At 71.5% G+C, this 23,946-nt stretch carries 24 protein-coding genes and 1 pseudogene; 18 read left to right on the forward strand and 7 right to left on the reverse strand.

Annotated features, from left to right (window positions below):
• Positions 1–11: 11 nt before the first annotated feature.
• The 3 genes from OG417_RS47640 (at position 12) to OG417_RS47650 (ending at position 3,891) form a co-directional block, all read left to right on the forward strand.
• Complete coding sequence (locus OG417_RS47640; protein WP_329244361.1) at positions 12–266, forward strand: hypothetical protein; 255 nt, start codon at positions 12–14, stop codon at positions 264–266.
• A 33-nt stretch (positions 267–299) separates the two neighbouring features.
• Positions 300–2,021, forward strand: a complete 1,722-nt coding sequence (locus OG417_RS47645; protein WP_329244364.1) for a WXG100 family type VII secretion target — start codon at positions 300–302, stop codon at positions 2,019–2,021.
• Positions 2,022–2,199: 178 nt separating this feature from the next.
• Positions 2,200–3,891 carry a DEAD/DEAH box helicase gene (locus OG417_RS47650; protein ID WP_329244366.1) on the forward strand — a complete coding sequence of 564 codons (1,692 nt, stop codon included), beginning with the start codon at positions 2,200–2,202 and terminating at the stop codon, positions 3,889–3,891.
• An 8-nt stretch (positions 3,892–3,899) separates the two neighbouring features.
• On the opposite strand, the gene OG417_RS47655 is transcribed toward OG417_RS47650, so the two are convergent.
• The gene (locus tag OG417_RS47655) at positions 3,900–4,643 is read right to left on the reverse strand and encodes a hypothetical protein (protein WP_329244368.1); all 744 of its coding nucleotides are present in this window, start codon (positions 4,641–4,643) and stop codon (positions 3,900–3,902) included.
• Positions 4,644–4,759: 116 nt separating this feature from the next.
• Here OG417_RS47655 and OG417_RS47660 point away from each other — a divergent pair, with 116 nt between their 5' ends.
• Positions 4,760–5,317 (forward strand): RNA polymerase sigma factor, encoded by a 558-nt coding sequence (locus OG417_RS47660; protein WP_329244371.1) that lies wholly within the window; start codon positions 4,760–4,762, stop codon positions 5,315–5,317.
• Entirely contained in the window at positions 5,310–6,455 is a 1,146-nt protein-coding gene (locus OG417_RS47665; RefSeq protein WP_329244374.1) for a hypothetical protein, read from the forward strand. Before OG417_RS47660 ends, OG417_RS47665 begins: the two co-directional genes overlap by 8 nt.
• Positions 6,456–6,486: 31 nt before the next feature.
• Here OG417_RS47665 and OG417_RS47670 read toward each other — a convergent pair whose 3' ends face one another.
• Together OG417_RS47670 and OG417_RS47675 are read right to left on the reverse strand one after the other, a co-directional pair.
• Positions 6,487–7,167: a response regulator transcription factor gene (locus tag OG417_RS47670; protein WP_329244377.1), complete on the reverse strand. Its 681-nt coding sequence runs from the start codon at positions 7,165–7,167 to the stop codon at positions 6,487–6,489.
• Positions 7,164–8,333: a sensor histidine kinase gene (locus OG417_RS47675; protein WP_329244379.1), complete on the reverse strand. Its 1,170-nt coding sequence runs from the start codon at positions 8,331–8,333 to the stop codon at positions 7,164–7,166. The genes OG417_RS47670 and OG417_RS47675 overlap by 4 nt, the downstream gene beginning before the upstream one ends.
• 149 nt (positions 8,334–8,482) lie before the next feature.
• Between OG417_RS47675 and OG417_RS47680 the strand changes: the two genes are divergently transcribed.
• From OG417_RS47680 to OG417_RS47690, 3 genes are read left to right on the forward strand one after another with little or no spacing between them, the layout of a single operon-like run.
• Positions 8,483–9,421 carry an ABC transporter ATP-binding protein gene (locus tag OG417_RS47680; RefSeq protein ID WP_329244382.1) on the forward strand — a complete coding sequence of 313 codons (939 nt, stop codon included), beginning with the start codon at positions 8,483–8,485 and terminating at the stop codon, positions 9,419–9,421.
• Positions 9,418–10,992 (forward strand): ABC transporter permease subunit, encoded by a 1,575-nt coding sequence (locus OG417_RS47685; RefSeq protein WP_329244385.1) that lies wholly within the window; start codon positions 9,418–9,420, stop codon positions 10,990–10,992. Before OG417_RS47680 ends, OG417_RS47685 begins: the two co-directional genes overlap by 4 nt.
• Positions 10,989–11,765, forward strand: coding sequence for an ABC transporter permease (locus OG417_RS47690; protein ID WP_329244388.1), 777 nt, complete (start codon positions 10,989–10,991; stop codon positions 11,763–11,765). Before OG417_RS47685 ends, OG417_RS47690 begins: the two co-directional genes overlap by 4 nt.
• Positions 11,766–11,789: 24 nt before the next feature.
• Here the strand turns inward: OG417_RS47690 and OG417_RS47695 are convergent, their stop codons facing one another.
• A complete protein-coding gene (locus OG417_RS47695; protein WP_329244391.1) occupies positions 11,790–13,109 on the reverse strand; it encodes a hypothetical protein in 1,320 nt (439 codons plus the stop codon).
• A gap of 58 nt (positions 13,110–13,167) precedes the next feature.
• Complete coding sequence (locus tag OG417_RS47700; RefSeq protein ID WP_329244394.1) at positions 13,168–14,067, reverse strand: winged helix-turn-helix transcriptional regulator; 900 nt, start codon at positions 14,065–14,067, stop codon at positions 13,168–13,170.
• Positions 14,068–14,238: 171 nt separating this feature from the next.
• Here OG417_RS47700 and OG417_RS47705 point away from each other — a divergent pair, with 171 nt between their 5' ends.
• Positions 14,239–15,006, forward strand: coding sequence for a class I SAM-dependent methyltransferase (locus OG417_RS47705; protein ID WP_329244397.1), 768 nt, complete (start codon positions 14,239–14,241; stop codon positions 15,004–15,006).
• Positions 15,007–15,068: 62 nt separating this feature from the next.
• Here the strand turns inward: OG417_RS47705 and OG417_RS47710 are convergent, their stop codons facing one another.
• Complete coding sequence (locus OG417_RS47710) at positions 15,069–16,445, reverse strand: SMI1/KNR4 family protein (protein ID WP_329244401.1); 1,377 nt, start codon at positions 16,443–16,445, stop codon at positions 15,069–15,071.
• Between the two features lie 158 nt (positions 16,446–16,603).
• Here OG417_RS47710 and OG417_RS47715 point away from each other — a divergent pair, with 158 nt between their 5' ends.
• The 8 genes and pseudogenes from OG417_RS47715 to OG417_RS47745 all read left to right on the forward strand — a co-directional run bounded on the left by OG417_RS47715 (position 16,604) and on the right by OG417_RS47745 (position 21,896).
• Positions 16,604–17,080 carry a protein kinase domain-containing protein gene (locus OG417_RS47715; protein ID WP_329244404.1) on the forward strand — a complete coding sequence of 159 codons (477 nt, stop codon included), beginning with the start codon at positions 16,604–16,606 and terminating at the stop codon, positions 17,078–17,080.
• Positions 16,977–17,207 (forward strand): annotated as a pseudogene (locus OG417_RS54695) (protein kinase domain-containing protein); the annotation flags it as partial. The gene OG417_RS47715 and the pseudogene OG417_RS54695, both read left to right, overlap by 104 nt.
• A gap of 157 nt (positions 17,208–17,364) precedes the next feature.
• Positions 17,365–17,919, forward strand: a complete 555-nt coding sequence (locus OG417_RS47720) for a hypothetical protein (RefSeq protein WP_329244407.1) — start codon at positions 17,365–17,367, stop codon at positions 17,917–17,919.
• 300 nt (positions 17,920–18,219) lie between these two features.
• Positions 18,220–19,545 (forward strand): serine/threonine-protein kinase, encoded by a 1,326-nt coding sequence (locus OG417_RS47725; protein WP_329244410.1) that lies wholly within the window; start codon positions 18,220–18,222, stop codon positions 19,543–19,545.
• Positions 19,524–19,787: a hypothetical protein gene (locus OG417_RS47730; protein WP_329244413.1), complete on the forward strand. Its 264-nt coding sequence runs from the start codon at positions 19,524–19,526 to the stop codon at positions 19,785–19,787. Before OG417_RS47725 ends, OG417_RS47730 begins: the two co-directional genes overlap by 22 nt.
• Positions 19,788–19,881: 94 nt before the next feature.
• Positions 19,882–20,535, forward strand: coding sequence for a maleylpyruvate isomerase N-terminal domain-containing protein (locus tag OG417_RS47735; protein WP_329244415.1), 654 nt, complete (start codon positions 19,882–19,884; stop codon positions 20,533–20,535).
• A 100-nt stretch (positions 20,536–20,635) separates the two neighbouring features.
• Positions 20,636–21,142: a SigE family RNA polymerase sigma factor gene (locus OG417_RS47740; protein ID WP_329244417.1), complete on the forward strand. Its 507-nt coding sequence runs from the start codon at positions 20,636–20,638 to the stop codon at positions 21,140–21,142.
• Position 21,143: 1 nt separating this feature from the next.
• The gene (locus OG417_RS47745; RefSeq protein WP_329244419.1) at positions 21,144–21,896 is read left to right on the forward strand and encodes a hypothetical protein; all 753 of its coding nucleotides are present in this window, start codon (positions 21,144–21,146) and stop codon (positions 21,894–21,896) included.
• A 107-nt stretch (positions 21,897–22,003) separates the two neighbouring features.
• Here OG417_RS47745 and OG417_RS47750 read toward each other — a convergent pair whose 3' ends face one another.
• Positions 22,004–22,510 carry a DinB family protein gene (locus tag OG417_RS47750; protein WP_329244422.1) on the reverse strand — a complete coding sequence of 169 codons (507 nt, stop codon included), beginning with the start codon at positions 22,508–22,510 and terminating at the stop codon, positions 22,004–22,006.
• Between the two features lie 253 nt (positions 22,511–22,763).
• Here OG417_RS47750 and OG417_RS47755 point away from each other — a divergent pair, with 253 nt between their 5' ends.
• A complete protein-coding gene (locus OG417_RS47755) occupies positions 22,764–23,939 on the forward strand; it encodes an erythromycin esterase family protein (protein ID WP_329244424.1) in 1,176 nt (391 codons plus the stop codon).
• Positions 23,940–23,946: the final 7 nt, after the last annotated feature.

The following is a 23,946-nucleotide window of genomic DNA, read 5'->3' on the forward strand; positions in this document are numbered from 1 at the left end:
GGGATGCCCCCATGCTGGAGAACCTCGCGTTCGAGTGGATCACCGACGCGATGGGTCTTCACGCCTCACCCGTACGAGGGAGTCCACGCGTCATCCTCCCTCCAGCGCGGGATGGAAAGGACGTGAGCAGCCTGGCCCTCCTCGTCGGCACGGACGGGGTGGAACACGTCCGTCAGGCCAATAAAACCGTGCGCAAAGTGGCGAGCCGCCATGCGCGCATTGGAGACCTGAGTTCGACGAACTCTCTTACCCTCGACCTGCGTTGAATCCGGCGGGCGGCAGGGGAGGCCTCAGGGGACGTGGCACCGAAACAGTATTCGTACAAAGATCTTCTACGTCCGGACGGAAGCACCGCACCCGACGCGGAAGATCACCCGCCGAGCGAATTCGGCACGGACACGAAAAAGCCCAACACCTCCGCCTATCCCTCCGCGCCTCCCGGCCGGCCCACCAAGTGGCCGTGGGGAAACTCCAAAGACGGGGAGATCGAGTTTCACCCCAGCCCCATACGAACCGTCATCAATGCCCTGAAAGTCGACCGAGCGCGCTATGACAAGGGCGACGGGAACGTCCACGACCTGCAGAACAGGGGCGACGTAAGCGACGCCAACGCGGTCGGCGGAGGCTTCGACGACAGGACCGGGTACCCCGCGGGCAGGGTACTCGCGGTTTATCTGCAGAACGCTCAGGCGAACATCGCCCCGAAGAGCGGCTCCGGGTTCTACGCGAGTTTCCTGCAGTCCTACGACGCGGTGATCAAGACCCTCAGCGACTCCATCACCAACTACAACGAGGCCGAGGACGCCAACCTGATACAGGTCAGCACCGGAACCGGATCCGCGGACCAGGCGGCGAACACCGGATCCGGCGTGACACCGGCCGATGTCTCCTTCCAGGTCAATAACGCCGCACACCCCAAGGGGAAATGGAGCGGAGAACTCGAGGACTTCAGGGCCCTCGCGAAAAGTGTCGATCCGGGCACCGTACGCGCGGCGAGCAAAGCCTGGCTGGGCGCGCAGTCGAAGCTCATGGACTCGTGGGATGTGCTCTACACCCAAGGATCCGCACTCGCCGACGCGTGGAAGGGAAAAGCCGGCGACGCGATGCAGCAGAGCCTGAAGAACCTCTACTTCAGCAGCTGCGCACTGGCCGACGCGACCGGACAGGTGGGGATCGCGGTCGAGGCTCACGCCGGGGATCTCGACAAGCTCGTCAAGCAGGCCGACACGATAAAGCAGACGCCACGAAACGATTGGCAGCACTTCAAGGACGGTTTTCTCGCCAACAACTGGGGCATGGCCGGGCCGTGGGGAGAAGCTCCGTTCGGAGCACGCAAGACCGACTACGAAAAGCACTACAACGCCGCGCTCAACAAGGCTCGCGACTGGATGAACGCCACGGGTCAGCACGAACATGACGGGCTGGCGCGGTCGACGACGAGCTACGTCCTGCCCGAACTGCCGAAGAAGGTGAAATTCACGCTGCCCAGCCCTTCGGCCAGCCCCGTCGATCCGTCCTCTTACGACACCACGGGCCTGACCGGCCCGGGCATCGATCCCAGCGCGCTCGCCAACGGCGTCCGTTACCCGGACATGAACGGTTCAGCCGGCCCGTCCGGCACCGACCTGTCGGGCGTGAACGGTGACAACCCCCTGGGCGGCAACGGGATCGGGAGCGGAAACGGGACCGGCACTGACCTGGCGGGGACCGGCAACGGCCCTCTGCCGAACGGCGGCACCGGCACCGGCTTTCCCGGCGGCGGCCTGCCGTACGTCGCGAGCGGCCGCGACGGAGGGCTCGACTCCCGTGCCAACGGCGCGCTCAACGCTGCGGACCGGGCGGCACAGGAGGCGGCGGCCCTGCGCAACGCCGCCGCGGCCCGGGGCATGGCGGGGATGCCGATGCCGATGGGCGCGGCCGGATCCGACAAGGACAAGGAACGGCAACGCACGACGTCCCTTGTGGAGGAGGATGACATGTTCTCCCCGGACGACGAGGTGTCACCGCCTCTGATCGGCTGACCTGCGCGAGGCTCCTCCGTCCGACGCGACCGGCCACCCTGCCCGTACGGTCCTCGTGTCGTCGTCCCTCCCTCTGACACGAGATGATGCGCGGACGGCCAAGGCCGGGGCGCGGCGGAGCGCCCGGGCCAGAGGGTGTAGGCCTAGAAGGAAGCCTTGCGGGAGGGACGAGTCGACGGTGAGTGAAAACGTGTCCGATGGCGCGACGAGCTTCGCGGACCTGGGGTTGTGTCCGGAGCTGCTGAACGCGCTGTCCGGCCTGGGCTACGAGGAGCCCACGCCCATCCAGCGGGAGGCGATCCCGCCGTTGCTGGAGGGAAGGGATCTCATCGGGCAGGCCGCCACGGGCACGGGAAAGACGGCGGCGTTCGCGCTGCCGGTGCTTCAGCAGCTGTCCGGCGACGGCGGGCGCACCGACCCGGCGGCCCTGGTCCTGGTGCCCACGCGGGAGCTGGCCGTCCAGGTCTCCCAGGCGTTTCACCGGTACGGCCGCGGGCTGGGCGTGCGCGTCCTGCCCATCTACGGCGGGCAGCCGATCGGCTGGCAGATCAAGGCGCTCGAACGCGGCGTCGACGTCGTGGTCGCCACCCCTGGGCGCGCGCTCGACCACATCGGCCGTGGCACGCTCCGCCCGCAGCAGGTGGAGGCGGTCGTGCTGGACGAGGCGGACGAGATGCTCGACATGGGTTTCGCCGAGGACATCGAGGAGATCCTGCGGGCGACCCCCGACGATCGCCGTACGGTGCTGTTCTCCGCGACGCTGCCGCCTCGGATCAAGGGGCTCACCGGCCGCTACCTCCGTGACCCGGTGAAGATCCAGATCGGCCGCGAGGAGGCGCCCCCCGGCGAGGCCCCGCTGGTACGGCAGAACGCCTACGTGGTGGCACGGGCGCACAAGCCCGCGGCGCTCGGACGCCTGCTGGACGTGGAGTCGCCCACGGCCGCGATCGTCTTCTGCCGCACCCGCGAGGAGGTCGACCAGCTGACGGAGACCCTCAACGGACGCGGCTACCGCGCCGAGGCGTTGCACGGCGGCATGAGCCAGGACCAGCGCGACCGCGTCATGGGACGGCTGCGCGGCGGCACGGCGGAACTCCTCATCGCCACCGACGTGGCCGCGCGCGGGCTCGACGTCGAGCAGCTGACCCATGTCGTCAACTACAACGTTCCGTCCGCGCCCGAGTCGTACGTGCACCGCATCGGCCGGGTGGGCCGCGCCGGCCGCGAGGGCGTGGCCATCACCCTGGCGGAGCCGCGCGAGCACCGGATGCTCAAGACGATCGAGCGGGTGACGAAGCAGCGCATCACCGTCGAGAAGGTCCCCACGGTCGCCGACCTGCGCGCGCGGCGCCTGGAGCTGACCCGGGCCGCGTTGCAGGAGAGCCTCATGGAGGACGACCTGACGCACTTCCTGGCGGTGGTGGAGCCGCTCACCGAGGAGTTCGACGTCATGGAGGTGGCGCTCGCCGCGGTGAAGCTGGCGTACGAGTCCAGCGGGGCGGCGGCCGACGAAGAGGAGATCCCGCAGATCGCCCCGAAGCCGGACCGGGAGGGACGCGACCGCCGAGGCGCCGGAGGACGCCGCGACCGGCGCGGCGGCACGCCCGCCCAGGGCATGACGCGCCTGTTCGTCGGCCTGGGCCGCAGCGCGGCGATCCGGCCGCAGGACCTGGTCGGCGCGATCACCGGCGAGTCACGCCTGGCCGGCCGCGACATCGGCGCGATCGAGATCGCCGACCGGTTCTCGCTCGTCGAGGTCCCGGAGGCCGCGGCCGATCAGGTGATCAAGGCCCTGCGACGCACCACGATCAAAGGCCGCAAACCGACGATCCGCCGAGAACGCGACGCGGCCGGCCGCCGCCCACGCTGACCCGCCGCCTACCAGGCCGGGCCCGGGTCGAAGTCGAAGACGGTGCCGTCGACCACGCCGACCTCCGAACGTGCGTACAAGTACAGGGCAGCGGGGTTCTCGGCGTACCGGAACCACGGGAGGTTCTTCGGAATGGACCAGGGGCTCACCCGCGACAGGTGACGCCGCGCGCGCAAGATGTCGCCGCCGAGCCAGAACGCATGACCGAACAGGTGGTGCGCCTCGGCGGTCCGTACGCCGCCGTCCGGCTTCTCACACCACGCGTCGGCCGCGGTCGCCAGCTCCTCGCGTACGGAGTTCTGCATGAAGTAGAGGTTCGGGTCGGCCTCCTGGTCCGTCGCGAGTTCGATGTGCATGGTCACCAGCAGCGCCGGTAGCGGACTGCCGGCCGGCGCATCGGCCGCGGCGGCACGCGTGAACGCGGTGAGCTCCTCCTTGGAGCCCTGCCACTTCGCGCACAGCACCTGCAAACGCGAGGCGTGACCCGCGAACAAGACCGGGTCGCGCCGCTGGAGCTCGGCCCAGAAGTCGTCCAGCTCCTGGCGTGGACGCTGCGCGCCCAGGCCGTACCACTGCAGGCGCTCCCACGGGTTCGGGTCGCCGGGCCGCAGCTCGGCCGCCCGTGCCAGCGGCTCGTACGCCCGGCCGAGGATCAGCCAGAACTCCTCGAACCTACGCCGCTCCGTGTCTTTCGCCAACGCGCTGCCGCGGACCTGCCAGCCGTGCTGGATGTGCGCGTCGCCCAGCCACAACGCGAGGTCGGCGTCGTCGGGGTTCTCCCGCTGAAGGAGACGCCGGGCGTGGAAAGCGGAAGCCGGTTGCGGTTGATACCCCTGTGACCGCCATCCGCGCTATGGAAAGGCACCACATGACAGGGGATCCTCCGCCCCATCCGGCCGAGTCATTCGACGAGGTCTTCGACGCGTACTTCGCCGAGATCCACCGGTATGCGGCCAAGCGGCTCGGCCCGGACGCCGCCGCCGACGTCGCGGCGCAGGCGTTCCTGGAGGCGTTCCGGCAACGCCACCGCTACGACCCGGAACGCGCGGGCGTGCGCACCTGGCTGTACGGCATCGCGACCAAGGTCCTCGGCAGGCACCAGCGGACCGAGACGCGCGCGCTGCGGGCGCGCGCCCGCCTCGGTCCGGGCCGGGGCGCCGAGGAGCACACCGAACGGGTCGACGCGCGGGTCAGCGCCGAGGGCCTGCGCGGCGAGCTCGCCGGGGCGATCGCGGCGCTGCCACGCGGGCAGCGCGACGTGCTGCTGCTCGTGGCCCTGGCCGACCTCAGCCACGACGAGGTCGCGGCGGCACTGGGGATCTCCTATGGCACGGTCGGCTCCCGGCTGAACCGTGCCCGAACCACACTGCGCAAGGCGCTCGGCGGGACCAATCCGATGCTCACTTTGGAGGAACAACATGGATGAGGTGCGGATGGTCCGGGACTCCTACCCCGAGCCCGCGCCGCCCACCGCCCGGGAGATCGCCCGGGCGAAGGCACTGCTGAACGACCCGCCCCGCCGCTCACGGCCCCGGCTGCTGTGGGGGCTGGGCGGCGTGGTCGCCGCGGGTGCGGCGGCGGCCGTGGCACTCACGGTCGTCGGCGGGAACACGCCCGCCCCGCCGCCGTCCGGCCCGGTACACCTGGACGACAGGGCGCTCGTCCTCGCGGCGGCGGAGAAGGCGGAACAGCAACCGACCGGCGAGTACTGGCACGAGGACCGGATCGACGGCCAGTCCTACATCATGCGGCCGAAGACCGGGACGTACGCGATCACCGGGGCGACCACGGAGTCGTTCGCCTGGTGGGGCGCCAAGCGCGGCATGGGCGAGGGTTACTACGGCCGCGACCTCCCGGCCCACCCGTCGACCGCGCGGGACACGGCGCTGTGGCGCAAGGCCGGGTCGCCGTCGCGCTTTCGCGTCTGGTCCAGCGACCACTACCACACCTACACCGCCAAGGCGCAGAAGTGGCAGCTGGACGGCCCGAACCGGGGGACGAACCCCCGCGGCGGCGGAGAGTTCGTGGGCGGGGTGTCGGCCAAGGACCTGCCGAACCTGCCGACCGACAAGACCAAGCTCGCCGAGATGTTCATGGGCGACGAGGAGATGAAGAAGCTGACGGGCCCCAAGTTCGCCGATAAGGGGGTGACGTCCCGCCTCAAGCTCATGAGGGTGTCCGCGCTCCTGTCCGCCCCGGTGTCCTCGCAGGTCCGGGCGGGCCTGATGCGCGCGCTGGCCGACCAGCCGGGCATCCACTCGATCGGCCAGGACACCGACCCGCTGGGCCGCTGGGGCGTCGCCCTGGCCTCCGACGACCGCACCACGACGGTCACCGGTGAGTTCGGCGAGCCGAAGGCCGAGCGAGGGACCTACCGCTCTCGCACTGTGATCATCTTCGATCAACGCACCGGGGCACTGCTGTCGGTTCAGGACGAGGTGACCATGCCCGGCGGCCCGTACGCGGAGATGAGGCCCGGGTTCATCGTCAACTACCTCGCCGAACGCTCGTCGGGATGGACCGACACCAAGCCGACCCCACCGACCGCCCTCCCCTTCCACTGACCCGCGCCTCGCCGCCCTCGCCGCCCGGACGTCACGGCGCGGGCGGCGAGGGCAGGGTGATGATCCGGTAGCCGACTCCCGGTTTGGTGATGATGACGGGTGGGTGGCCGAGCTTGCGGCGTAGCCGGCCGATGGTCACGGTGACCGTGTTGGTGAAGGGGTTGGCGTGCTCGTCCCAGACCTGTTCGAGCAGGTCCTCGGTGCTGAGGAAGGCCGGACCGGCGCGTAGGAGCGCCTCCAGGATCCCGAACTCCTTGACCGACAGGTCGAGCGGGCGGCCGTCGCGGGTGACGGTGCGCAGCAGCGGGTTGAGCTCGATCCCGGCGGCGCGCAGCGTACGGGCCCGCGCGGTGGGCCGGCGACGGGCGAGGGAGCGGATGCGCAGCACGAGTTCGGGAAAGTGGAACGGCTTGGCGAGGTAGTCGTCCGCCCCCAGGCTCAGTCCGCTGACCCGGTCCCCGGGCGAGCCGGCCGCGGTCAGCATCAGGACCATGGCCCGGTCGTCGCGTTCGGCGATCATCTCGCAGAGGGTGTCGCCGTGGATTCCCGGCAGGTCACGGTCGAGGACGACCACGTCGTAGGCGCCCAGGTCGAGCTTTGCCGCGGCCTCCAGCCCGTCGTACGCGACGTCCACGGCCATGCCCTGGTCGCGCAGGCCCTCGACCAGGACGTCGGCGAGGGACCGGGCGTCCTCGACCACCAGCACCCTCACGACCGGAGCTCCACCGGCGCCGGCAGCGCGATGGCGACCCGCAGACCGCCCTCGGGACGCGCGCGCAGGTCGAGCTCGCCGCCGTGCGCCGCGGCGACGGCCGCCACGATCGAGAGCCCGAGCCCGGCCCCGGTGCCGGTACGGTCGGCGCCGAGCCGGCGGAACGGCTGGGCCAGCTCCGCGACCTGCCGCGCGTCGAGCACCGGTCCTCCGGTGTCGACGGCCAGGCGCACCGTCGTGCCGTCGGCCGCGAGGGCGAGACGGATCCAGCCTCCGTCGTGGTTGTGCGCGATCGCGTTGTCGATGACGTTGTCGACCATGCGGCGCAGCAGCGTACGGCTGCCGCGCACCCGCCCCTCGTCACGGCCGATCGTCTCGTGCACGGTCAGGCCCTTGGCGGCGATGTCCGCGGCGCGGGCGGACAGGGCCTCGGACACCACGGTGCCGAGCGAGAGCGGCGTGCGGTCGGGGAGTTCACCGTGCCGGGTACGGGCCAGGACGAGGAACCCGTCCAGCAGCTCGTCGACCTGGTCGAGTTCGGCGCGCAGCCTGCCCGCCAGCGCGGTCGTCTGCGCCGGAACGTGCCCCGGCTTGCCCACCGCCACGTCCAGCGACGCCCGCATGGTGGCCAGCGGGGTGCGGAGCTCGTGGGAGGCGTTGGCGACGAAACGGCGCTGGGCGTCGAAGGCGTGCTCCAGGCGTTCGAGCAGTTCGTCGATGGTGTCGGCGAGGTCCTTCACCTCGTCGGCGGGGCCGGGTACGGCCAGCCGTTCGTGCAGGTTGTCCGCGGAGATCCGCCGGGTCGCCGCCGTCATCGTCCGCAGCGGGCGCAGCACGCGGCCCGCGATGAGATGCCCCAGGACGACCGACACCACCGCCATGACGCCCAGCGCGATCAGCGACGCGATCAGGAGCCGGCGCGACTGGTTCGCGTGCGCCTGGGCCAGTTGGTCCTGCAGCTGGTGGATCCGGGGCAGGGCGTTCGCCGGGGTCTGCCCGTTCGCGGGCGGTCCGGCGGGCGCGGATTCGCTGACCCGCGTGCCCCCGGACACCACGACGGCCACGATGGCGAGCAGCCCGGCGCCGGACAGCAGGAACACGACACCGTACAGCGCGGTGAAGCGCGACCTCACGGTGCGGCGCGACAGTCCCAGCCGCATTCTCATCGGTCCTCCCCCGCGCTCGTCCTGACGTTCCAGGATGCCCGGAGCGACCTAACAACGAGATGACGGCCTCCGTTCGGCCCACGTTATGGCGTTCGGCGCATCGTTCGGTGTCGCCCCGTCAGAGCCGAACGAACAGGACACGTCACGTTATGAGCACCAGAGCAGCCATCGAGGTCAACGGCCTGCGCAAACGCTTCGGGCCGACCGTGGCGCTGGACGGGATGTCCTTCGCCGTCGCGCCGGGGCGGGTCACCGGCTTCGTCGGTCCCAACGGCGCGGGAAAGTCCACCACGATGCGGGTGATCCTCGGCCTGGACGCGGCCGATGAGGGCCACGCGCTGGTCGGCGGGCGGCCATACGGGAGCCTGCGCCGCCCGCTGAGCGAGGTCGGAGCGCTGCTGGACGCCGCGGCGCTGCAGCCGAGCCGCAGCGCCCGCAACCATCTCCGGTGGCTGGCCCACTCCCAGGGGCTGACCGCCGGGCGCGTCGATGAGGTGGCCGAGCTGGTCGGGCTGCGGGCCGTGATCCGCCGGAGGGCGGGCGGCTACTCCCTCGGCATGCGGCAGCGGCTCGGGATCGCCGCGGCGCTGCTCGGCGACCCGCCGGTGCTCATGCTCGACGAGCCGTTCAACGGCCTGGACCCCGAGGGCATCGTGTGGATCCGCGGTCTCCTGCGGTCGCTGGCCGCCGAGGGGCGTGCGGTCCTGGTGTCCAGCCACCTGATGAGCGAGCTCCAGGACACCGCCGACCATCTGGTGGTGGTCGGCCGCGGCCGGGTCATCGCCGACGCCGGCGTGGCGGAGCTGCTGGCCGCCACCGCCGGCGACCGGGTGACGCTGCGCACCACGGCGGGCTCGGTGGCCGCGAGCGTCCTGGAGCCCGAGGGCGCCACGGTCACCGCCACCGGGTGGGACACGCTGACGGTCTCCGGGCTGGCGGCGGAGAGGGTCGTGGCCCTCCTCGGCGCCAGGGCGGTGCCGTTCTCGGAGGTCGCACCGCATCGCGCGACGCTGGAGGAGGCCTACATGGAGCTCACGCGCGACGCGGTCCAGTTCCGCGCCGCCACCGCCCGGAGGGAGGCACGATGACGAGCGCCACCGTCACACCCGACCGGCCGGGCGTGCGGGCCGGCTTCGTCCACCTGCTGCACGCGGAGTGGACCAAGTTCCGTACGATCCGCGGCTGGGTGATCGCCATGGCGGTCGCGGCGCTGGTCACCGTGCTGCTCGGGCTGTTCTCCGCGCAGGGCAGCCACTCTTCGTGCGCCGGCGGCCCGGCCGGGACCGCCTGCCCCGCCGTTCCGGTGGGACCGGGCGGCGAAGCCGTGAACGACCGCTTCTTCTTCGTCCACCGGTCGCTCACCGGAGACGGCTCCATCACCGTACGGCTGACCTCGCTGACCGGCATCATCACCTATCCCCCGCCGAACCACGACGCGATCGTTCCCGGCGTCGTGCCGTGGGCGAAGGCCGGAGTCATCATCAAGGACGGCACCCGGCCGGGATCGGCCTACGCGGCCGTCGTGCTCACCGGCAGGCACGGCGTGCGGATGCAGCACGACTTCACGGAGGACACGGCCGGTCGCCCGGGCGGTGTCTCCGCGGCGTCCCCACGCTGGCTGCGGCTGACCCGCTCCGGCGACACGCTCACCGGCGATGAATCGTCCGACGGCACGCACTGGACCAGGGTCGGCACGGCTCATCCGGCCGGGCTGCCGTCCACGGTGCAGCTCGGGCTCCTCGTCACCTCCCCCGGCGACCTGACGGTGAAGCAGGGCGCTCTCGGCGGCAGCATCGAACAGGAGCGCTTCACCCAGGCCACCGGCGTGTTCGACCACGTCACGGTGCGAGGCGAGACGCCCGGTGGCGCGTGGAGCCACGACGAGGTGGGGGCCACCGACGAGAAGACCGACTGGGAGCGGTACCACCGGCCGACCGGCGTCGAGGAGTCCGGCGGCACGTTCACCGTCACCGGGAGCGGCGACATCGCGCCGCGCGGCTCCGGTGGGGGCATGCGCATCGAGAACACCCTCACCGGCGTGTTCGCCGGGATGATCGTGCTGGTCATCGTGGCGGTGCTGTTCATCACGGTCGAGTACCGGCGAGGCCTGATCCGTACCACCCTGCTCGCCGGCCCGCGGCGTGGCCGCGTGCTGGCGGCGAAGGCCATCGTGATCGGCCTGGTCGCCTTCGTCACCGGGCTGGTCGCCGCCGTGGTGGCCGTCCCGGCGTGCACGCACATCCTGCGCGCCAACGGCAACTACGTGCTTCCGGTGACCCGGCCGACCGAACTGCGGGTGGTGGTGGGAACCGCGGCGCTGCTCGCCGTCGCCGCCGTCTTCGCCCTGGCCCTCGGCGCGTTGTTCCGGCGGAGCGTCGCGGCGGTGACCGCCGCCGTCGTGGTGCTCGCCCTGCCCCACGTCCTGGCCACCGCCTCCATCCTGCCCGAGGGCGCGGCGCAGTGGCTGCTGCGGCTCACGCCGGCCGCCGCGTTCGCGGTCCAGCAGAGCATCCCGGAGTATCCCCAGGTGACGGGCCACTACGTGCCGCAGGACGGCTACTATCCGCTGGCGCCGTGGGCCGGCCTCGGCGTGCTCTGCGCCTACGCCGCGCTCACCCTCGGCCTGGCCGTCCTCCGGTTGCGGCGGAGGGACGCATGAGACGCCACCTGCACGCGGAGTGGACGAAGCTGCGCACCGTGCCGGGCACCGCCTGGCTGCTGCTCGCCGTCGCCGGGCTGACGGTGGCGCTGAGCGCCGTGGCCGCCGCCGCCGCGACCTGCCCATCGACCGGCTGCGCCACGGACACCACCAAGCTCGGCCTCACCGGGGTCCAGCTGGGCCAGGCCGCCGTCGCCCTGCTCGCCGTGCTGGGCGTCAGCGGCGAGTACGGCACCGGCATGATCCGTACCACGCTCACCGCGATGCCGGGCCGGGCCGCCGTCCTCGCCGCCAAGGCGGCCGTCCTGTCCGGCCTGACGATGGTCGCGGCCACCGTCGGCGTCCTCGGGTCGGTGCTGGCCGCACGGCTGATCCTGCCCGGCAGCGGCTTCACCCCGGCGCACGGCCACCCGCTGCCGTCCCTGGCCGACGGGGCGACGCTGCGCGCGGCCGGCGGCTCGGTCCTCTATCTCATGCTGATCGCCCTGCTCGGCCTCGGCGTCGCCACCGCCGTACGGGACTCCGCGGCCGCCGGCGGATCCGTGCTCGGCCTGCTCTATCTCTTCCCGATCGTCGGCCACGTGGTCGCGGACGCGCACTGGCAGCGGCGGCTGTGGCAGATCTCGCCGATGGATGCCGGGCTGGCCATCCAGGCCACCACCGATCTGCGGAGCCTGCCCCTCGGCCCCTGGGCGGGCCTCGGCGTCCTCGCCGCCTGGAGCGCCGCGGCCCTCCTGTGCGGCGGACTGCTGCTCCGCCTGCGCGACGCGTGACCCCGCCCGCCGTACCGCGCATCGCTATTCGGCGCGTGGCCGGAACAGTTCGAGGGCGACCGCGCCGCAGTCGAGCCGTTCGGCGCCGTTGTATCGCAGGTCGATGGTCAGGTCGTGGACCGAGGAACGGTCGGCTCCGAGCGCGACGGTGAAGCGGCCGGTCTGGCCGGGTGTCAGCGACTGGGAGATCTGCGTGGCGACCGTGTAGCCGTCGCCGTCGGCGCGGAGCCGTACCTGGTGCCTGGCTGCGGTGGCCGGACGGGGAACGTCGAGGGGAGGCAGGGAGAAGTCGATGATCCCCCGGTACGGGTGGACGCGCCGTGACCGGCTTCCGTCCGGTTCGGCCTGGGTGAATTCCAGCGTCCCGACGACGGCGATCTCGCCCGAGGTGAAGGGGCCGAGTGCGCGGCGCATGGCACGGCCGATGTTGTAGCGGAACTTCTCCACCATGGCGACGTTCACCCCGGCCTCGGCGAGCGCGTCGTCCATGGGGGTCCGGTCCGTGGGCCGGCCGTCGCCGTTCAGCGGCCAGGTCCGCTCGGCGGTCCGTGGCGTGCCTTCCCTCGGGTGTTCCAGATGGAATCGCAGGACGCAGTCGTCCATCGGCCCCCAGCCCAGGTTCTCCAGGGTCAGGCCCGGCCCCTTCGCGCTGCCGAGGATCACCGGAACCGGCCGCGGATCGGTACGGGAGGAGGCGATGGTGAAGAGCGCCTCGTGGAAGTGCGCGACCTCGCGCGTGTTGTTGACGACCGTGAGGTCGAGTGTGGGCCAGTCGAAGGAGCGGACCCACGGCAGCCGCGCGTACCGGTCGGTCGACAGCGGACCGCCGGATCGAAGCAGGCTCAGGTGGTCGGCGTGCGGCGCGATGACCAGGCGTCCGTCGTCCTCGTGGCGGCTCGTGTAGGAGAAGGGGGCGTCCGGTTCCGGGGCGTGGACCGCCGGCACCGCGATGAGCCTCCCGCCGGCGGCCTCCGACCCGGTGGTGATGGTCGCGCCGCGGAGGTTCACGTCGCGGGCCTGGAGGATGACTCCGCGAGCCTGACCGTCGAACAGGTTCTCCGTGGGTGCCACCGCCGGCGCCGGAGACGTGCCCGGCTCAGGCCGTTCGCCGATGCCGTCGTCGTACTCGCCGTCGCGTACGTCGCGGAGCGCCTGGGCGTAGCCGACCTCGATCAGACGGGTGAACATCCGCATGACCTCGGCTGGAGCGTCGCGGAGTCCGGAGCCGTCCACCAGCGTCTCCGCCGCACGCCCGGCGTCGCGGGCGAACTCGTCGGAGACGGTGCTCTTGTGGAGACTCGCCGTCGCCCGGATCCACCCGCTGATGTCGTCGGTGAAGGCCATGCGCGTCAGTATGCGCAGCTCGGGACCGAGAGGCATCACCGGACGGCCCCGCGCGGCTCTACCCGGATGCGGCCGGTCCGTGGCTCAGGGCGTCGAGGTGGGCCAAGGCGTCGGAGACGGAGCCCGCCGGGTCGGAGATCGGGTACAGGACCGCGCGGATCGTACGGGCGCGGTCGATGACCAGGGTGAGTCGTTTGAGCCGGTCGACGCCGGCGGCGCGGAAGGTCGGTAGTCGCAGCGCCGTGGTCAGCTCCAGGTCCTGGTCGGACAGCAGCGAGAACGGGATGCGGTGATGCTCGGCGAACGCGTCGAGCTGGTCGGGCCGTTGTGTGCTCACCCCGTGGACGGTCGCCCCGCGGTCGGCGAAGCCGGGGAGCCGGTCGCGGAAGGTGCTCGATTCGAGCGTGCAGCCGGGCGCGCCGGGGATGGTGTCCCAGCCCGGGGGGTTCCCGGGAGTGGTGCCCGGCGCCCAGGCGCCGGGGAAGCAGTACAGCACCGTCCACTCGGTGCCGGCGACCGGGTCGGTACGGCCGTTCCGGCGGTCGGCCAGCAGTTGCGGCGGGACGCGATGACCGACGAGGCCGTGCACGCGTACGGCTTCCGCCGATCCGGCCGTGGTGGTCGCGGTCAGGGATCCGTCGCCGAGCAGAAACCGGCCGCCCCAGTCCTGCAGGGCGACGAGTACGGGCAGCAGGCCACGCCCCTTCTCGGTGAGGTGGTACTCGTAGCGGGGCGGACGGTCGCTGTACGGTCGGCGTTCGACCACCTCGTGCTCGACCAGGGCGCCCAGCCGCTCGGTCAGGACCTTGCGGCTGATGCCGAGCTCGTCGGCCAGGTCGGAGAACCGCGTGATGCCGCCGGCCAGATCGCGGAGCACCAGCAGCGTCCACCAGTCGCCGACCACGCCGAGAGCCTGGGCGATCGCACAGTCGCCGTCGGCGACATCGGGGTACCGCATCCGGCCCAGCCTTCCGTGGTGTGATCGCCGTTCACTATAGTCAGTTCCGATTCGGAACTGACTCGGGACGGGACGCATGGCGGAGAAGACGGCACCGCCGGCCGGCGAGCCGCGGCCACAGCCCGAGCCGGAAGCGGCTTGTTACCCGTCCACCTGAACAGGAGACTCCTCGTGAGCGGACCGATCGCCGGTGACTTCGACTACGAGACCCACGGCGCCGGATACGCCGTCCAGCGACGCACCGATCCTCGCATCGCCGCGTACGTCCACGCGGCGCTCGGCGACGCGCGCACCGTGATCAACGTCGGCGCCGGCGCCGGGTCGTACGAGCCGGTGGACCGCCAGGTGACGCCGGTCGAGCCCTCCGCGTCGATGCGCTCGCAGCGTCCCGGCCACCTGCCCGCCGCGGTCGACGCCACCGCGGAGGATCTGCCCTTTCCCGACGACGCCTTCGACGCCGCCATGGCCACCGTCACCATCCACCAGTGGTCCGACACCGACGCGGGCCTGCGCGAGCTGCGCCGCGTCAGCCGCGGGCCGGTCGTCATCCTGACCTTCGACGGCGACGCTCTGGACCTGCTGTGGCTGGCGGAGTACACCCCCGAACTGATCGCCGCCGAACGGCGCCGCTACCCGGACATCGCCCACGTACGGCAGGTGCTCGGCGGCACCACCACCGTCACCCCGGTCCCGATCCCGATCGACTGTGTCGACGGGTTCACCGAGGCCTACTACGCACGGCCGGAGCGTTTTCTCGACCCCCTCGTCCGCAGGTCGCAATCGGCCTGGGGGTTCGTCGACCAGGCGGCGACCGACCGTGCCGTCGAACGGCTGGGGACCGACCTCGCCGACGGCGCGTGGGATCGCCGTCACGGTCACCTGCGCCGGCAGCCGTACTTCCTCGGTTCCCTGCGCCTCATCACCGCACTACCCGGCTGACGTCGTGACCGGCGGCAACAGGTCACGGTCGCGCGCCGGATCCGTCGCCCGCCACCGGTGACTCAGGCCACGGGGCCGAGGTCACCTTCCAGGATGGTCTGGGTGATCGGGGGACGATCCCAGAGGGCGAGGAGTTCGTTGGCGATGCCCACGACCGGAATCGGGTGCCGATCGCCGTGCACCACGATCGCGGCGGCGGACAGGCCGCGCGGGACGGCTCCGGCGTCGAGGAGGACGCGCCACTCCTCCGGCCCGAGCTCGAGGAACTCCAGTCCGGTCAGCTTGGCGATCTCCAGGGGGTCGGCGAGCGTACCGGGATAGGCGGTGAGGGTCCGCAGCCGGGGCAGCCCGATGACAGGGGCGAGGCCGAGCGGCTCGCTCTCCCAAACGCCGATGCTCAGAACCTCCAGTTGGGGGTGGGCGGCGGCCTGAACGCTCGTCAGGCTTCTGATGTTGACCCTGGCCACGACCGGCGGCTCGTCCCTGCGACGGCCGGAATACCAGTCCCTGCGCCGGTTCACCACCAGGTCCGTGAGGGAGTCGGCGAGCAGGTCGGCGCCGATGCTCTGCTCGTGATCGAGCACGATGATCTGCCCCAGGTGCCCGCGCGGGCCCGGGGTGAGGTCGATCGCGACCCGATCGCCACCGCCGGTGTCACCGAAGGCGATCCAGCCGGGAGAGCCGACCAGCCCCTGCACGGCGGCGTCGGGCGGGGTGACGACCGCCTCCATCGCCGCGAACCGCCATGGGCAGAAGCGAGACGGCGCGTCGGCGATGTACAGCTCATCCAGCGGGAAGAGCTCGCAGCCGACCGCCTCGGAGACACTCCGCGCTGCCGCGCGGTCATCTCCCCAGTCCTCCCACCGCCCCCGCGTCACCCGGTAGAGCACTTCGAGCTCGTCGGGCAGCGCGACGCCGAGGCGCGCTTCCACGGCGGCGATCTCGGCGTCGGTCGCGCCGGTGGCACCGGGTATCCGCTCGCGAAGCGTCCGTTCCAGCAACGCCAGGTCCGCCGACGAGGCGGCCGCCGCGGGTAGCGGCTCGGGAAGGCGGCGCCAGGGCTCGGGAACGGCGTTCTCGACCAGGAGGAGCGAACCGGGGTACGCCCCAAGGCCGGCCTCCACGGCGGGACCGGTGGTCAGCAGAGAGAGCACGGTCCGCCCGTTCGGCGAGATCTCCGCCACGAAGGAGATGCCGTCGGCGCCGTCGTCCGCCAGCGCGTTCTGCACCCGCTCCACCGCGTCGAACTCGTCCTGCATGTCCTCCACCTGGAGGGCTCGGCCCGGCGGCGGGAACCGCGGCGGCAGCGGGACGCTCCACCCGGCGCGGCCGATCCGTCCCGCCACGTGACCGCCGGGGGCGGCAAGACTCTCCGCGTTGCCCGCCCACAGGAGCCTCAGCAGCGGTTCCCAGGTCGCGAGGTCATGGATCGAGGGCAACGGTGGCCTCCAGTCATTCCGGCGATCGTGAGAGCGATGATTATTGCGGAGAACTACCGCCAAATGGACATTCTCCCTGCTCTCAAGTGCTCTCCCCTTCGCCGCCCTTTGTGGTGGAATATCCGGAACAAATCAGAGATCGCTTCGGGGGAGACACATTGCCGGGTGAGCTGAGCCTGGAGGCGGGGCTGCTGCTGGCCCAGCGGTACCGGCTGGACGCTCCCATCGGCGCGGGCGGCATGGGGCAGGTGTGGCGCGGGGTCGACCTCGGCCTGAACCGCTCGATCGCGATCAAGATCCTCCCTGCGCAGATGGCGCAGGACCCGACCGGCGTCGCGCGGTTCCGCCGGGAGGCCGAGTCCGCCGCCGGCCTGCAACACCCGGGCATCTGTTCGGTCTTCGACATCGACACCCACGGTTCCGTGATGTTCCTGGTGATGGAGCTCCTCCAGGGCACCGATCTGGCCAGGCTCCTCGCGGCGAATCCCGGTGGGCTTGCCGATCGACCAGGCGGTCGGGCTGGCAGAGCAGATCACCGATGCGCTCGCGGCGGCGCACGCACGCGGGGTCGTTCACCGGGACATCAAGCCGGCCAATCTCTTCCTGCAGCAGGACGGCCGGGTGAAGGTCTGTGACTTCGGCATCGCCCGGCTGGTCGACCGTACGACGCTGACCGCCACCGGCGGGCTGCTCGGCACGCCTCGCTACATGGCTCCGGAGGAATTCCGCGGTCAGCCGGTCGACCACCGCGTTGACCTCTACGCGCTCGGCGGGGTGCTGTACGAGCTGTTCACCGGGGTGCCCGCGTTCGACGCGGACGACCCGGGACTCGCCGCGATCATGTACAAGCACCTCAACAGAGACGCCGCTGCCGCCGCGTTCACACCGTCCGGACATTCCCGCTCATCTCGAACGGCTGGTGCTGGACCTGCTGGCCAAGGAACCCGACCGGAGGCCCGTCGGCGCCGCCGCCGTACGGGACTTCCTACGCCGGTCCGGGCACACCGCCACTTCTCCCCCCGGCCCGCCACGGTACCTGCGCCCCGTGGAGCGGTCCCAGGAGGCGACGACGGTCACCGCGTCTTCCGTCGTCGAGGCACCGAAGATCCGGAAGGGCCTCGTCGCCGCCGCCGTCGGTGGCGTGCTCGCGGTGGCACTGGCCGGCGCCGGGGCCTTCGCGCTGCTGAACGGCTCCGGCGGTGCCGGCGCGAAGGCGAAGACCACGCCGCACGCGTCCTCCACCGGAGTGCCGATGCTCCGGCCGGTCGGTGAGAACGTGCCCGGTCAGGCCCGGGCCGGTGACCGGTACCCGATCGGCCGGATGGCCATCGTGCCCGTCATCCACAGGACGCGCACGGACGCGGTGGGGGTGACCGTCACCTCGCTCGGCAAGGGATCCAAGGCCGACCTGGCCGGCCTGGCGCTGAACGGCCGGGACAGAACAACACCCCGTACTACGTCCATTTCACGCTGACCAATCTCGGTCCCGACGACCCGTACATGGATTTCGATCCCGCCGGCAAGATGGTCGGGATCGACTCCGCGGGCATTCCCATCATGACCACCATCGCGTCGGACGACCCGAAGGCCTACCCCGGCCAGTGCCGCCCGGTCGCCATCAAAGACGGGGGGCTTCCATCACGGAGCCCGCTACGACACCTGCACGGTCATCTTGGCGCCCGGGTCCCGGGACATCACCACCGTGCAGTGGTGGGAGAAACCCTACGGCCTTGGCAACGACCAGGGCGTCTACTGGAAACGATGAGGGACGATCGTGCACAGCACCCTCGGACAGGTACTGGCCGGGCGATACCGTCTCGACGCGGCGATCGGTGCGCTCGGCACCGGAGCCGGTGAGGTATGGCGGGGGTACGGCCTTCGGCTGAACCGCGTCGTCACCGTCAAGGCGTTCGCCACGCCGGCAGCCGCCGACCAGGCGGGCGTCACGGCGTTCCGGCAGGGCGCCGAGAAGGCGGCGGCCGTACGGCATCCCGCGGTCGAGACGGTGCTGGACATCGGGACCGCCGAGTCCCCGGTGTTCCTCGTGACCGAGTATCTCGAAGGGCAGGATCTGGATGCGGTCCTGGCCGCACAGGGCGGCGGGCTACCGCTCGGTCAGATCACCGCCGTGGCCACGCGGGTCCTCGATGCCATGACGGCCGTGCATGCCCAGGGTGTCGTTCACGGTCGTCTCACAGCCGCCGACCTGTTCCTGCTCCGAGACGGAGACGTGAAACTCCGCAACCTGGCGGTCAACGCCACCGGGACGGATCCAGCCGATCCCCGGGCGGATCTGCGCTCCCTCGGACACGTCCTCTACGAACTGCTGACCGGTGCGCCGCCGGCAGAGTCGCATCCGGCTCCGCCGGCGTCCCGCCGGGCCGATGTGCCGCCGTACCTCGACCGTCTGGTGCTGGATCTCCTCGCGGAGAGGCCGCCGAGCGCGTCCGCCGCGCTCGCGGCCCTCCGCGAGGGGATGGGACCCGCTCCCCGGCCCACGACCGACTGGCCGTCGGCGGATCCCTCATCGGCGGACTCGACCGTCGACGACCACGTGCCGGACGACACGGCGAGGAAGAGCGGCCGAGGGCGGCTGGCCGCGGAGATCGCGGGCGCCGCCGTACTCGTGGTGGCCGCGGCGACCGCCGGCCATCTCGTGCACGGCGGTACGGCGGCCAGGACGCCGCCGCGCCCGGTGGCCGGCAGGCCCACCGCGGATACCACGGCCTCGGCGCCGCCCGGCGTCAGCCCGAAAGCGCCCCCGGTGGTCAAGGGCTGGCAGGTCGTGACCGCTCCCGACTTCGGTGTGGTCTACGACGTCCCGCCGGGTTGGAAGGTGGAGGATCCGGCCACGGGTGTCGGCCTCGCCGACGCCAGCGGGAACGTCGCCCTCGGTTCCAACGGCGTGGCCGACATCAGCCGGAAGGGTCCCGACGGCAGAAGCTGCTCGGTGGTCCAGTCGGGGCTGTCCGGCGGCGTGGGCATCACCTCCGCCTCCTCAGGGGAGCTGAGTTCCCTCGACGTGACCGCCGCTCACAACGCGCTCCATGGGCGAACTTCGGTTTCCAGCTCGGAGGCGTGCTTCCCCGTACGGTGCTGAAGCCCGGGAGACGTTCCACGATCGGCGGCCTCAAGGCCGTGGTCCAGGGGGTCGTCGTGAAGACGAAGGGCGGCAAGGGGACCGCGTGCGAGCCGAACGGGGGCACGCTGTACGTGGCGGAGTTCGCCGCACGCCAAGGCGCGCCGGTCACCTTCTACGTCTTTTCCAACAGCACCGGCCCGGGGAACGTGAGCGACGCGACGCTGCGGCGGATCGTCGACACGATTCGCCCCCTGGCCTGAGTCGAGGACCCCCGTCACCGCGCCGTCCGGGTGCGCGCGACGGGGCGTCCCAATCCGCTTGTCCGCCGTTCCGGCCCGGCACTACCGTGCCGCCGTGGATCTCTTCTCGCGTTCCTGGACGGCGTTGCGTACGGCGGTCGCCGAGGTCCCGGACGAGGACTTCGAACGGCCGTCCGGCTGTACCGGCTGGCTCGTACGCGACCTGGTGTGCCACCTGGTCATCGACGCCCAGGACGTCCTGATCACCCTCGTCACGCCCGCCGAAACGGCGCCGACCGTCGACGCGGTCACCTACTGGAGCCTCGTCGAACCCCCGACCGGCGAGGACCCGCTCGACGCGCTGATCCCCCGGCTGGCCGCCGCGTACGGTGAGCCGCGATTGCTCAAGTTCCATCTCGACGACGTCGGTTCCGCCGCGGGCCGCGCGGCCGGGCTCGCCGATCCCACCGTCCGCGTCAGCACCAAGGACGAGGTGCTCACCGTCGGCGACTACCTGTCCGCGTACGTGCTCGAATGGACCTTGCACCACCTCGACCTGATCATGCATCTGCCGTCGGCCGCCGCGCCTCCCGCCGAGACCCTCGCGGCGGCACGCGCGTCGCTGGAGAAGATCGCGGGAGCCCCGTTTCCCGGCTCGTTCTCCGACCAGGACGCGCTGCTGATCGGCACCGGACGTCGCACGCCGGCCGACGCGGAGAAGGCCGCGCTGGGCGACCTCGCCGGGAGGCTCCCGCTCATCCTCGGCTGAGCGGTCCGGTCCCAGCGCCCGGCTGATTCCGCTGTGCGGGCAACCTCCGGACGTACCTCGCCGGTAGTACCGGGCAGAGAGACGAACGGAAGGTTGGCCTATGCGAGATCGGGCGGAGTTCACCGCCTATGTCGAGGCGCGGTCGCCCAGGCTCCTGCGCATCGCGTACCTGCTCTGCCGCGACTGGGCGCAGGCGGAGGACCTGTTGCAGACGGCGCTGGTGAAGGTCTGGCGGGCCTGGCGGCGGATCGGCGACGATCCCGACCCCTACGTCTACCGGGCCCTGGTCAACACCCATGCGTCGTGGTGGCGGCGCCGGTGGCGTGGTGAGATTCCGACATCCGCGCCACCGGACACCGTCGACGCCCGCGACGCGATGGGAGCCGCGGACAGCCGGGCCCTGCTGTGGGAGGCCCTCGCGAGACTCCCGCGCGGGCAACGTGCCGTGCTCGTGCTGCGGTTCTTCGAGGATCTCAGCGAGGCTCGGGTCGCCGAGATCCTGGACTGCTCGGTGGGCACCGTCAAGTCCCAGACCAGCAAGGCACTGGCCAAGCTGCGCGTCGATCCGCAGATCGTCACCGCCACCGCGAATTCGGGGAGGAACTGAGATGCCGACGGTCGAAGAGCTGCGCCAGGTGCTGGACCAGGCGAGCGCGGACGCCCCGGACCGGACCGGCCGGGTGGCCGAGGTCCGGCGGCGGATCCGCAGGGGGAACCGGATGCGGGTGGCGGGCGGAGCGGTCGCGGGGGTCGCCGCGCTGGGAGTCGCCGGCCTGCTGGTACCGGGCTCGGGCGCCGGACCGGGCGACACCGGCCCCGCGACGATCGACGTCGCCGCCGTGATGTCGGCGTCGAGCGGCACAGCACTGCCCGACGAGCACCTGGGGATGCGGCGCGTCGCGGCCCAGCGGTTCTCGGTGAGCGGGAGGAGGATGCGGATCACGTTCACCCCCACGGGCCCCAACACCGAGACCACGATCCAGTGCCGCCCCGGATCCATCGCCGTCACCTGGACCAACGGTCATCTTTCGGGCTATGGGGACTGCAACAAGCGGGGCAGTCTCCTGGGCTCCACGGCGATCAGCGCTCCGGACGCGGGGCCCCTCCCCGTCGGGAAGCCGGTCGTGCTGGACATGGTGGTACTGCCCGCGACGGTGCAAAGGACGGTGGCCATCGTCCCCGACGGCCTCAGCGCCGAGAAGATGCGCATCGAGGGCTACGCGGGCAAGAAGACGATCAGCCGGTATCTGAAGGACGCACCGGTGAAGAAGGCCGATTGGTCGGCCGCCGTTTACAGCGGAACCTGTAAGGGCGACGGCTGCCCGCCGGCCTTGCCGCCGTCGGTCACGCCGACGAGGTGACGCCGGCCTTCTCCGGCCGGGCCGATCCCGGCTCGGCCGGAGAAGCCGAGCCGCCCGGCGCGTACGCCGCCGGGCCCGGGGCGGCTGCCTTTTCGGGCTTGGGCGGGTCAGCGTCCGGTGGCGCCGTCGATGAGTTCGCGCAGGATGTCCGCGTGCCCGGCGTGGCGCCCGGTCTCCTCGATCAGGTGAGTGAGGGTCCAGCGCAGGGACGGTGCCGGGCCGGGCCGTCCGCCCGGGCGCGGTCCGGCCGTGGCGAGGTCGGGGCAGGTGGCGATCACCTCGTTCGCGCGGGCCGCGGTTTCCCGATAGGCAAGGACAATGTCGTCGGCGCTTTCGTACGGTTCCGGGCGGAATGTGGCTCCCCAGTCGGAGATCGAATGGCCGAGCAACCAGTGGCGTTCGACGTGGGTGAGGTGCTTGACGAGGCCGAGCAGATTCGTTCCCGACGTCACGCCGGGCGTACGGATCTGCGGTTCCGGGACGCCCTGCGTCTTGGCGATCACCGAGTCGCGCAGGTAGTCGAGGAAGCCCAGCAGCACGTCCTTCTCGCCGGGTCCGGTCTTCGGGGGCCCGGCGTCGCGGCGGCGCGCGGCGGAGCGGTGCGTTGACGGCATGGTCGTCCTCTTCGATCAGGGGGCTTCCGTCCGGCGGAGACCCTCACGCCGGGTACGGCGACCACTCTCGCCCGGAGCCGCCGCGGATCGCACGGAAAATTGCCGAACCGGCAAATCCGGGACCCGAGTCAGGAGACTCCACGTCTCCCCGTGGCGCCCGCATGAATGCCTTACCGATTGAAGCTTTGCGGCACTGCCATTGGGAAATCAGCGTGAAAGGCTCTATCGGAGGTTCAACGATAGCGTCAAAGATATGGATATCAAGGACATGGCCCGTGCACTCGACGGCGCGGGCGTCTCGGCGTTCCTCCGGTCGCTGCCCGCCAAGCCCCTGCTGCTCGGCCTCGGCGAGGCCAGGCACTTCGTGGGAGAACTGGGCGAGGTGCGCAACGAGATCTTCCGGCATCTGGTCGAGCACGAGGGCTACCGGGCGTTCGCCATCGAGAGCGACTGCCTCATGGGTCTCGTCGTGGACGACTACGTCACGACGGGCGCGGGCACGCTCGATGACGTCATGGCACGCGGCTTCAGCCACCGCTTCGGCGAGTCACCGGCCAACCGCGAGCTCGTGCGCTGGATGCGCGCGTACAACGAGGAGCACGACGAGAAGCTCCGTTTCTTCGGGTTCGACGGCCCTCTGGAGTACTGGGCGGCGAGCCCGCGCCAGGCGCTCACCGCGCTCTACGCCCTGCTCGACGGACCGCTCCTCTCCACCGTGGTCAGCAGAGAGACCCTCGACACGCTGCTGGGCCCGGACGACCGGTGGTCGAACGAGGCCACGGCCATGGATCCGTCCCAGTCGATCGGCCAGTCCGCCGACGCGCAGCGGCTGCGACTGATCGCCGACGACCTGGTGGCGCTGCTCGACATGCGGAAGCCGCAGCTGAGCGCGGAAGACAGGGCGCGGGCGGCACTGTACGGACGCACCGCCACCGGCCTGCTCCGCTACCACTACTGGCTGGCCGACGCGTCCCCGGCACGGTGGACCCGGCTGTCGGCGCTGCGAGCCACGATGATGGCCGCCAACCTGCGTGCCATCGCCGAGCAGGGCCGGGCCCTGGTCTTTTCCAGCAACCTCCACCTGCAGCGGGCCAAGAGCGTCATGTCGTTCGGCGACCATGTGGTGGAGTGGTGGAGCGCGGGAGCGATCGCCGCGACGCACCTGGGCGACCGGTACGCCTTCCTGGCCTCGGCCCTCGGCACGGCCGGCGGCGACACCCCGGCCCCGGACACCGTCGAGGGCATCCTGTCCACGCTCCCGTGGGAGCGCTCTCTCATCGACGCCCGCCGCCTGGCCGAGGCCGTCACGAAACCCGCCCCGCGCGTCTCCCGCGACTTCGCCTATTTCCCGCTGGACCCGGCCCGGCTCGACCTGATCGACGGCATCGTCTTCCTCAAGCAGGCCGTCGACCTGGGTTCGCCGTGGTGACAAGGCA

This window comes from Actinoallomurus sp. NBC_01490, from assembly GCF_036227085.1.
Classification (GTDB): domain Bacteria; phylum Actinomycetota; class Actinomycetes; order Streptosporangiales; family Streptosporangiaceae; genus Actinoallomurus; species Actinoallomurus oryzae.

Coding starts and splice junctions, on each gene's coding strand:
- OG417_RS47680 (WP_329244382.1), top strand. CDS start 8,483: ATGAGCACCAGAGCAGCCATCGAGGTCAACGGCCTGCGCAAACGCTTC.
- OG417_RS47755 (WP_329244424.1), top strand. CDS start 22,764: ATGGATATCAAGGACATGGCCCGTGCACTCGACGGCGCGGGCGTCTCG.
- OG417_RS47665 (WP_329244374.1), top strand. CDS start 5,310: ATGGATGAGGTGCGGATGGTCCGGGACTCCTACCCCGAGCCCGCGCCG.
- OG417_RS47660 (WP_329244371.1), top strand. CDS start 4,760: ATGACAGGGGATCCTCCGCCCCATCCGGCCGAGTCATTCGACGAGGTC.
- OG417_RS47675 (WP_329244379.1), bottom strand. CDS start 8,333: ATGAGAATGCGGCTGGGACTGTCGCGCCGCACCGTGAGGTCGCGCTTC.
- OG417_RS47750 (WP_329244422.1), bottom strand. CDS start 22,510: ATGCCGTCAACGCACCGCTCCGCCGCGCGCCGCCGCGACGCCGGGCCC.
- OG417_RS47745 (WP_329244419.1), top strand. CDS start 21,144: ATGCCGACGGTCGAAGAGCTGCGCCAGGTGCTGGACCAGGCGAGCGCG.
- OG417_RS47640 (WP_329244361.1), top strand. CDS start 12: ATGCTGGAGAACCTCGCGTTCGAGTGGATCACCGACGCGATGGGTCTT.
- OG417_RS47690 (WP_329244388.1), top strand. CDS start 10,989: ATGAGACGCCACCTGCACGCGGAGTGGACGAAGCTGCGCACCGTGCCG.
- OG417_RS47700 (WP_329244394.1), bottom strand. CDS start 14,067: ATGCGGTACCCCGATGTCGCCGACGGCGACTGTGCGATCGCCCAGGCT.
- OG417_RS47740 (WP_329244417.1), top strand. CDS start 20,636: ATGCGAGATCGGGCGGAGTTCACCGCCTATGTCGAGGCGCGGTCGCCC.
- OG417_RS47685 (WP_329244385.1), top strand. CDS start 9,418: ATGACGAGCGCCACCGTCACACCCGACCGGCCGGGCGTGCGGGCCGGC.
- OG417_RS47695 (WP_329244391.1), bottom strand. CDS start 13,109: ATGGCCTTCACCGACGACATCAGCGGGTGGATCCGGGCGACGGCGAGT.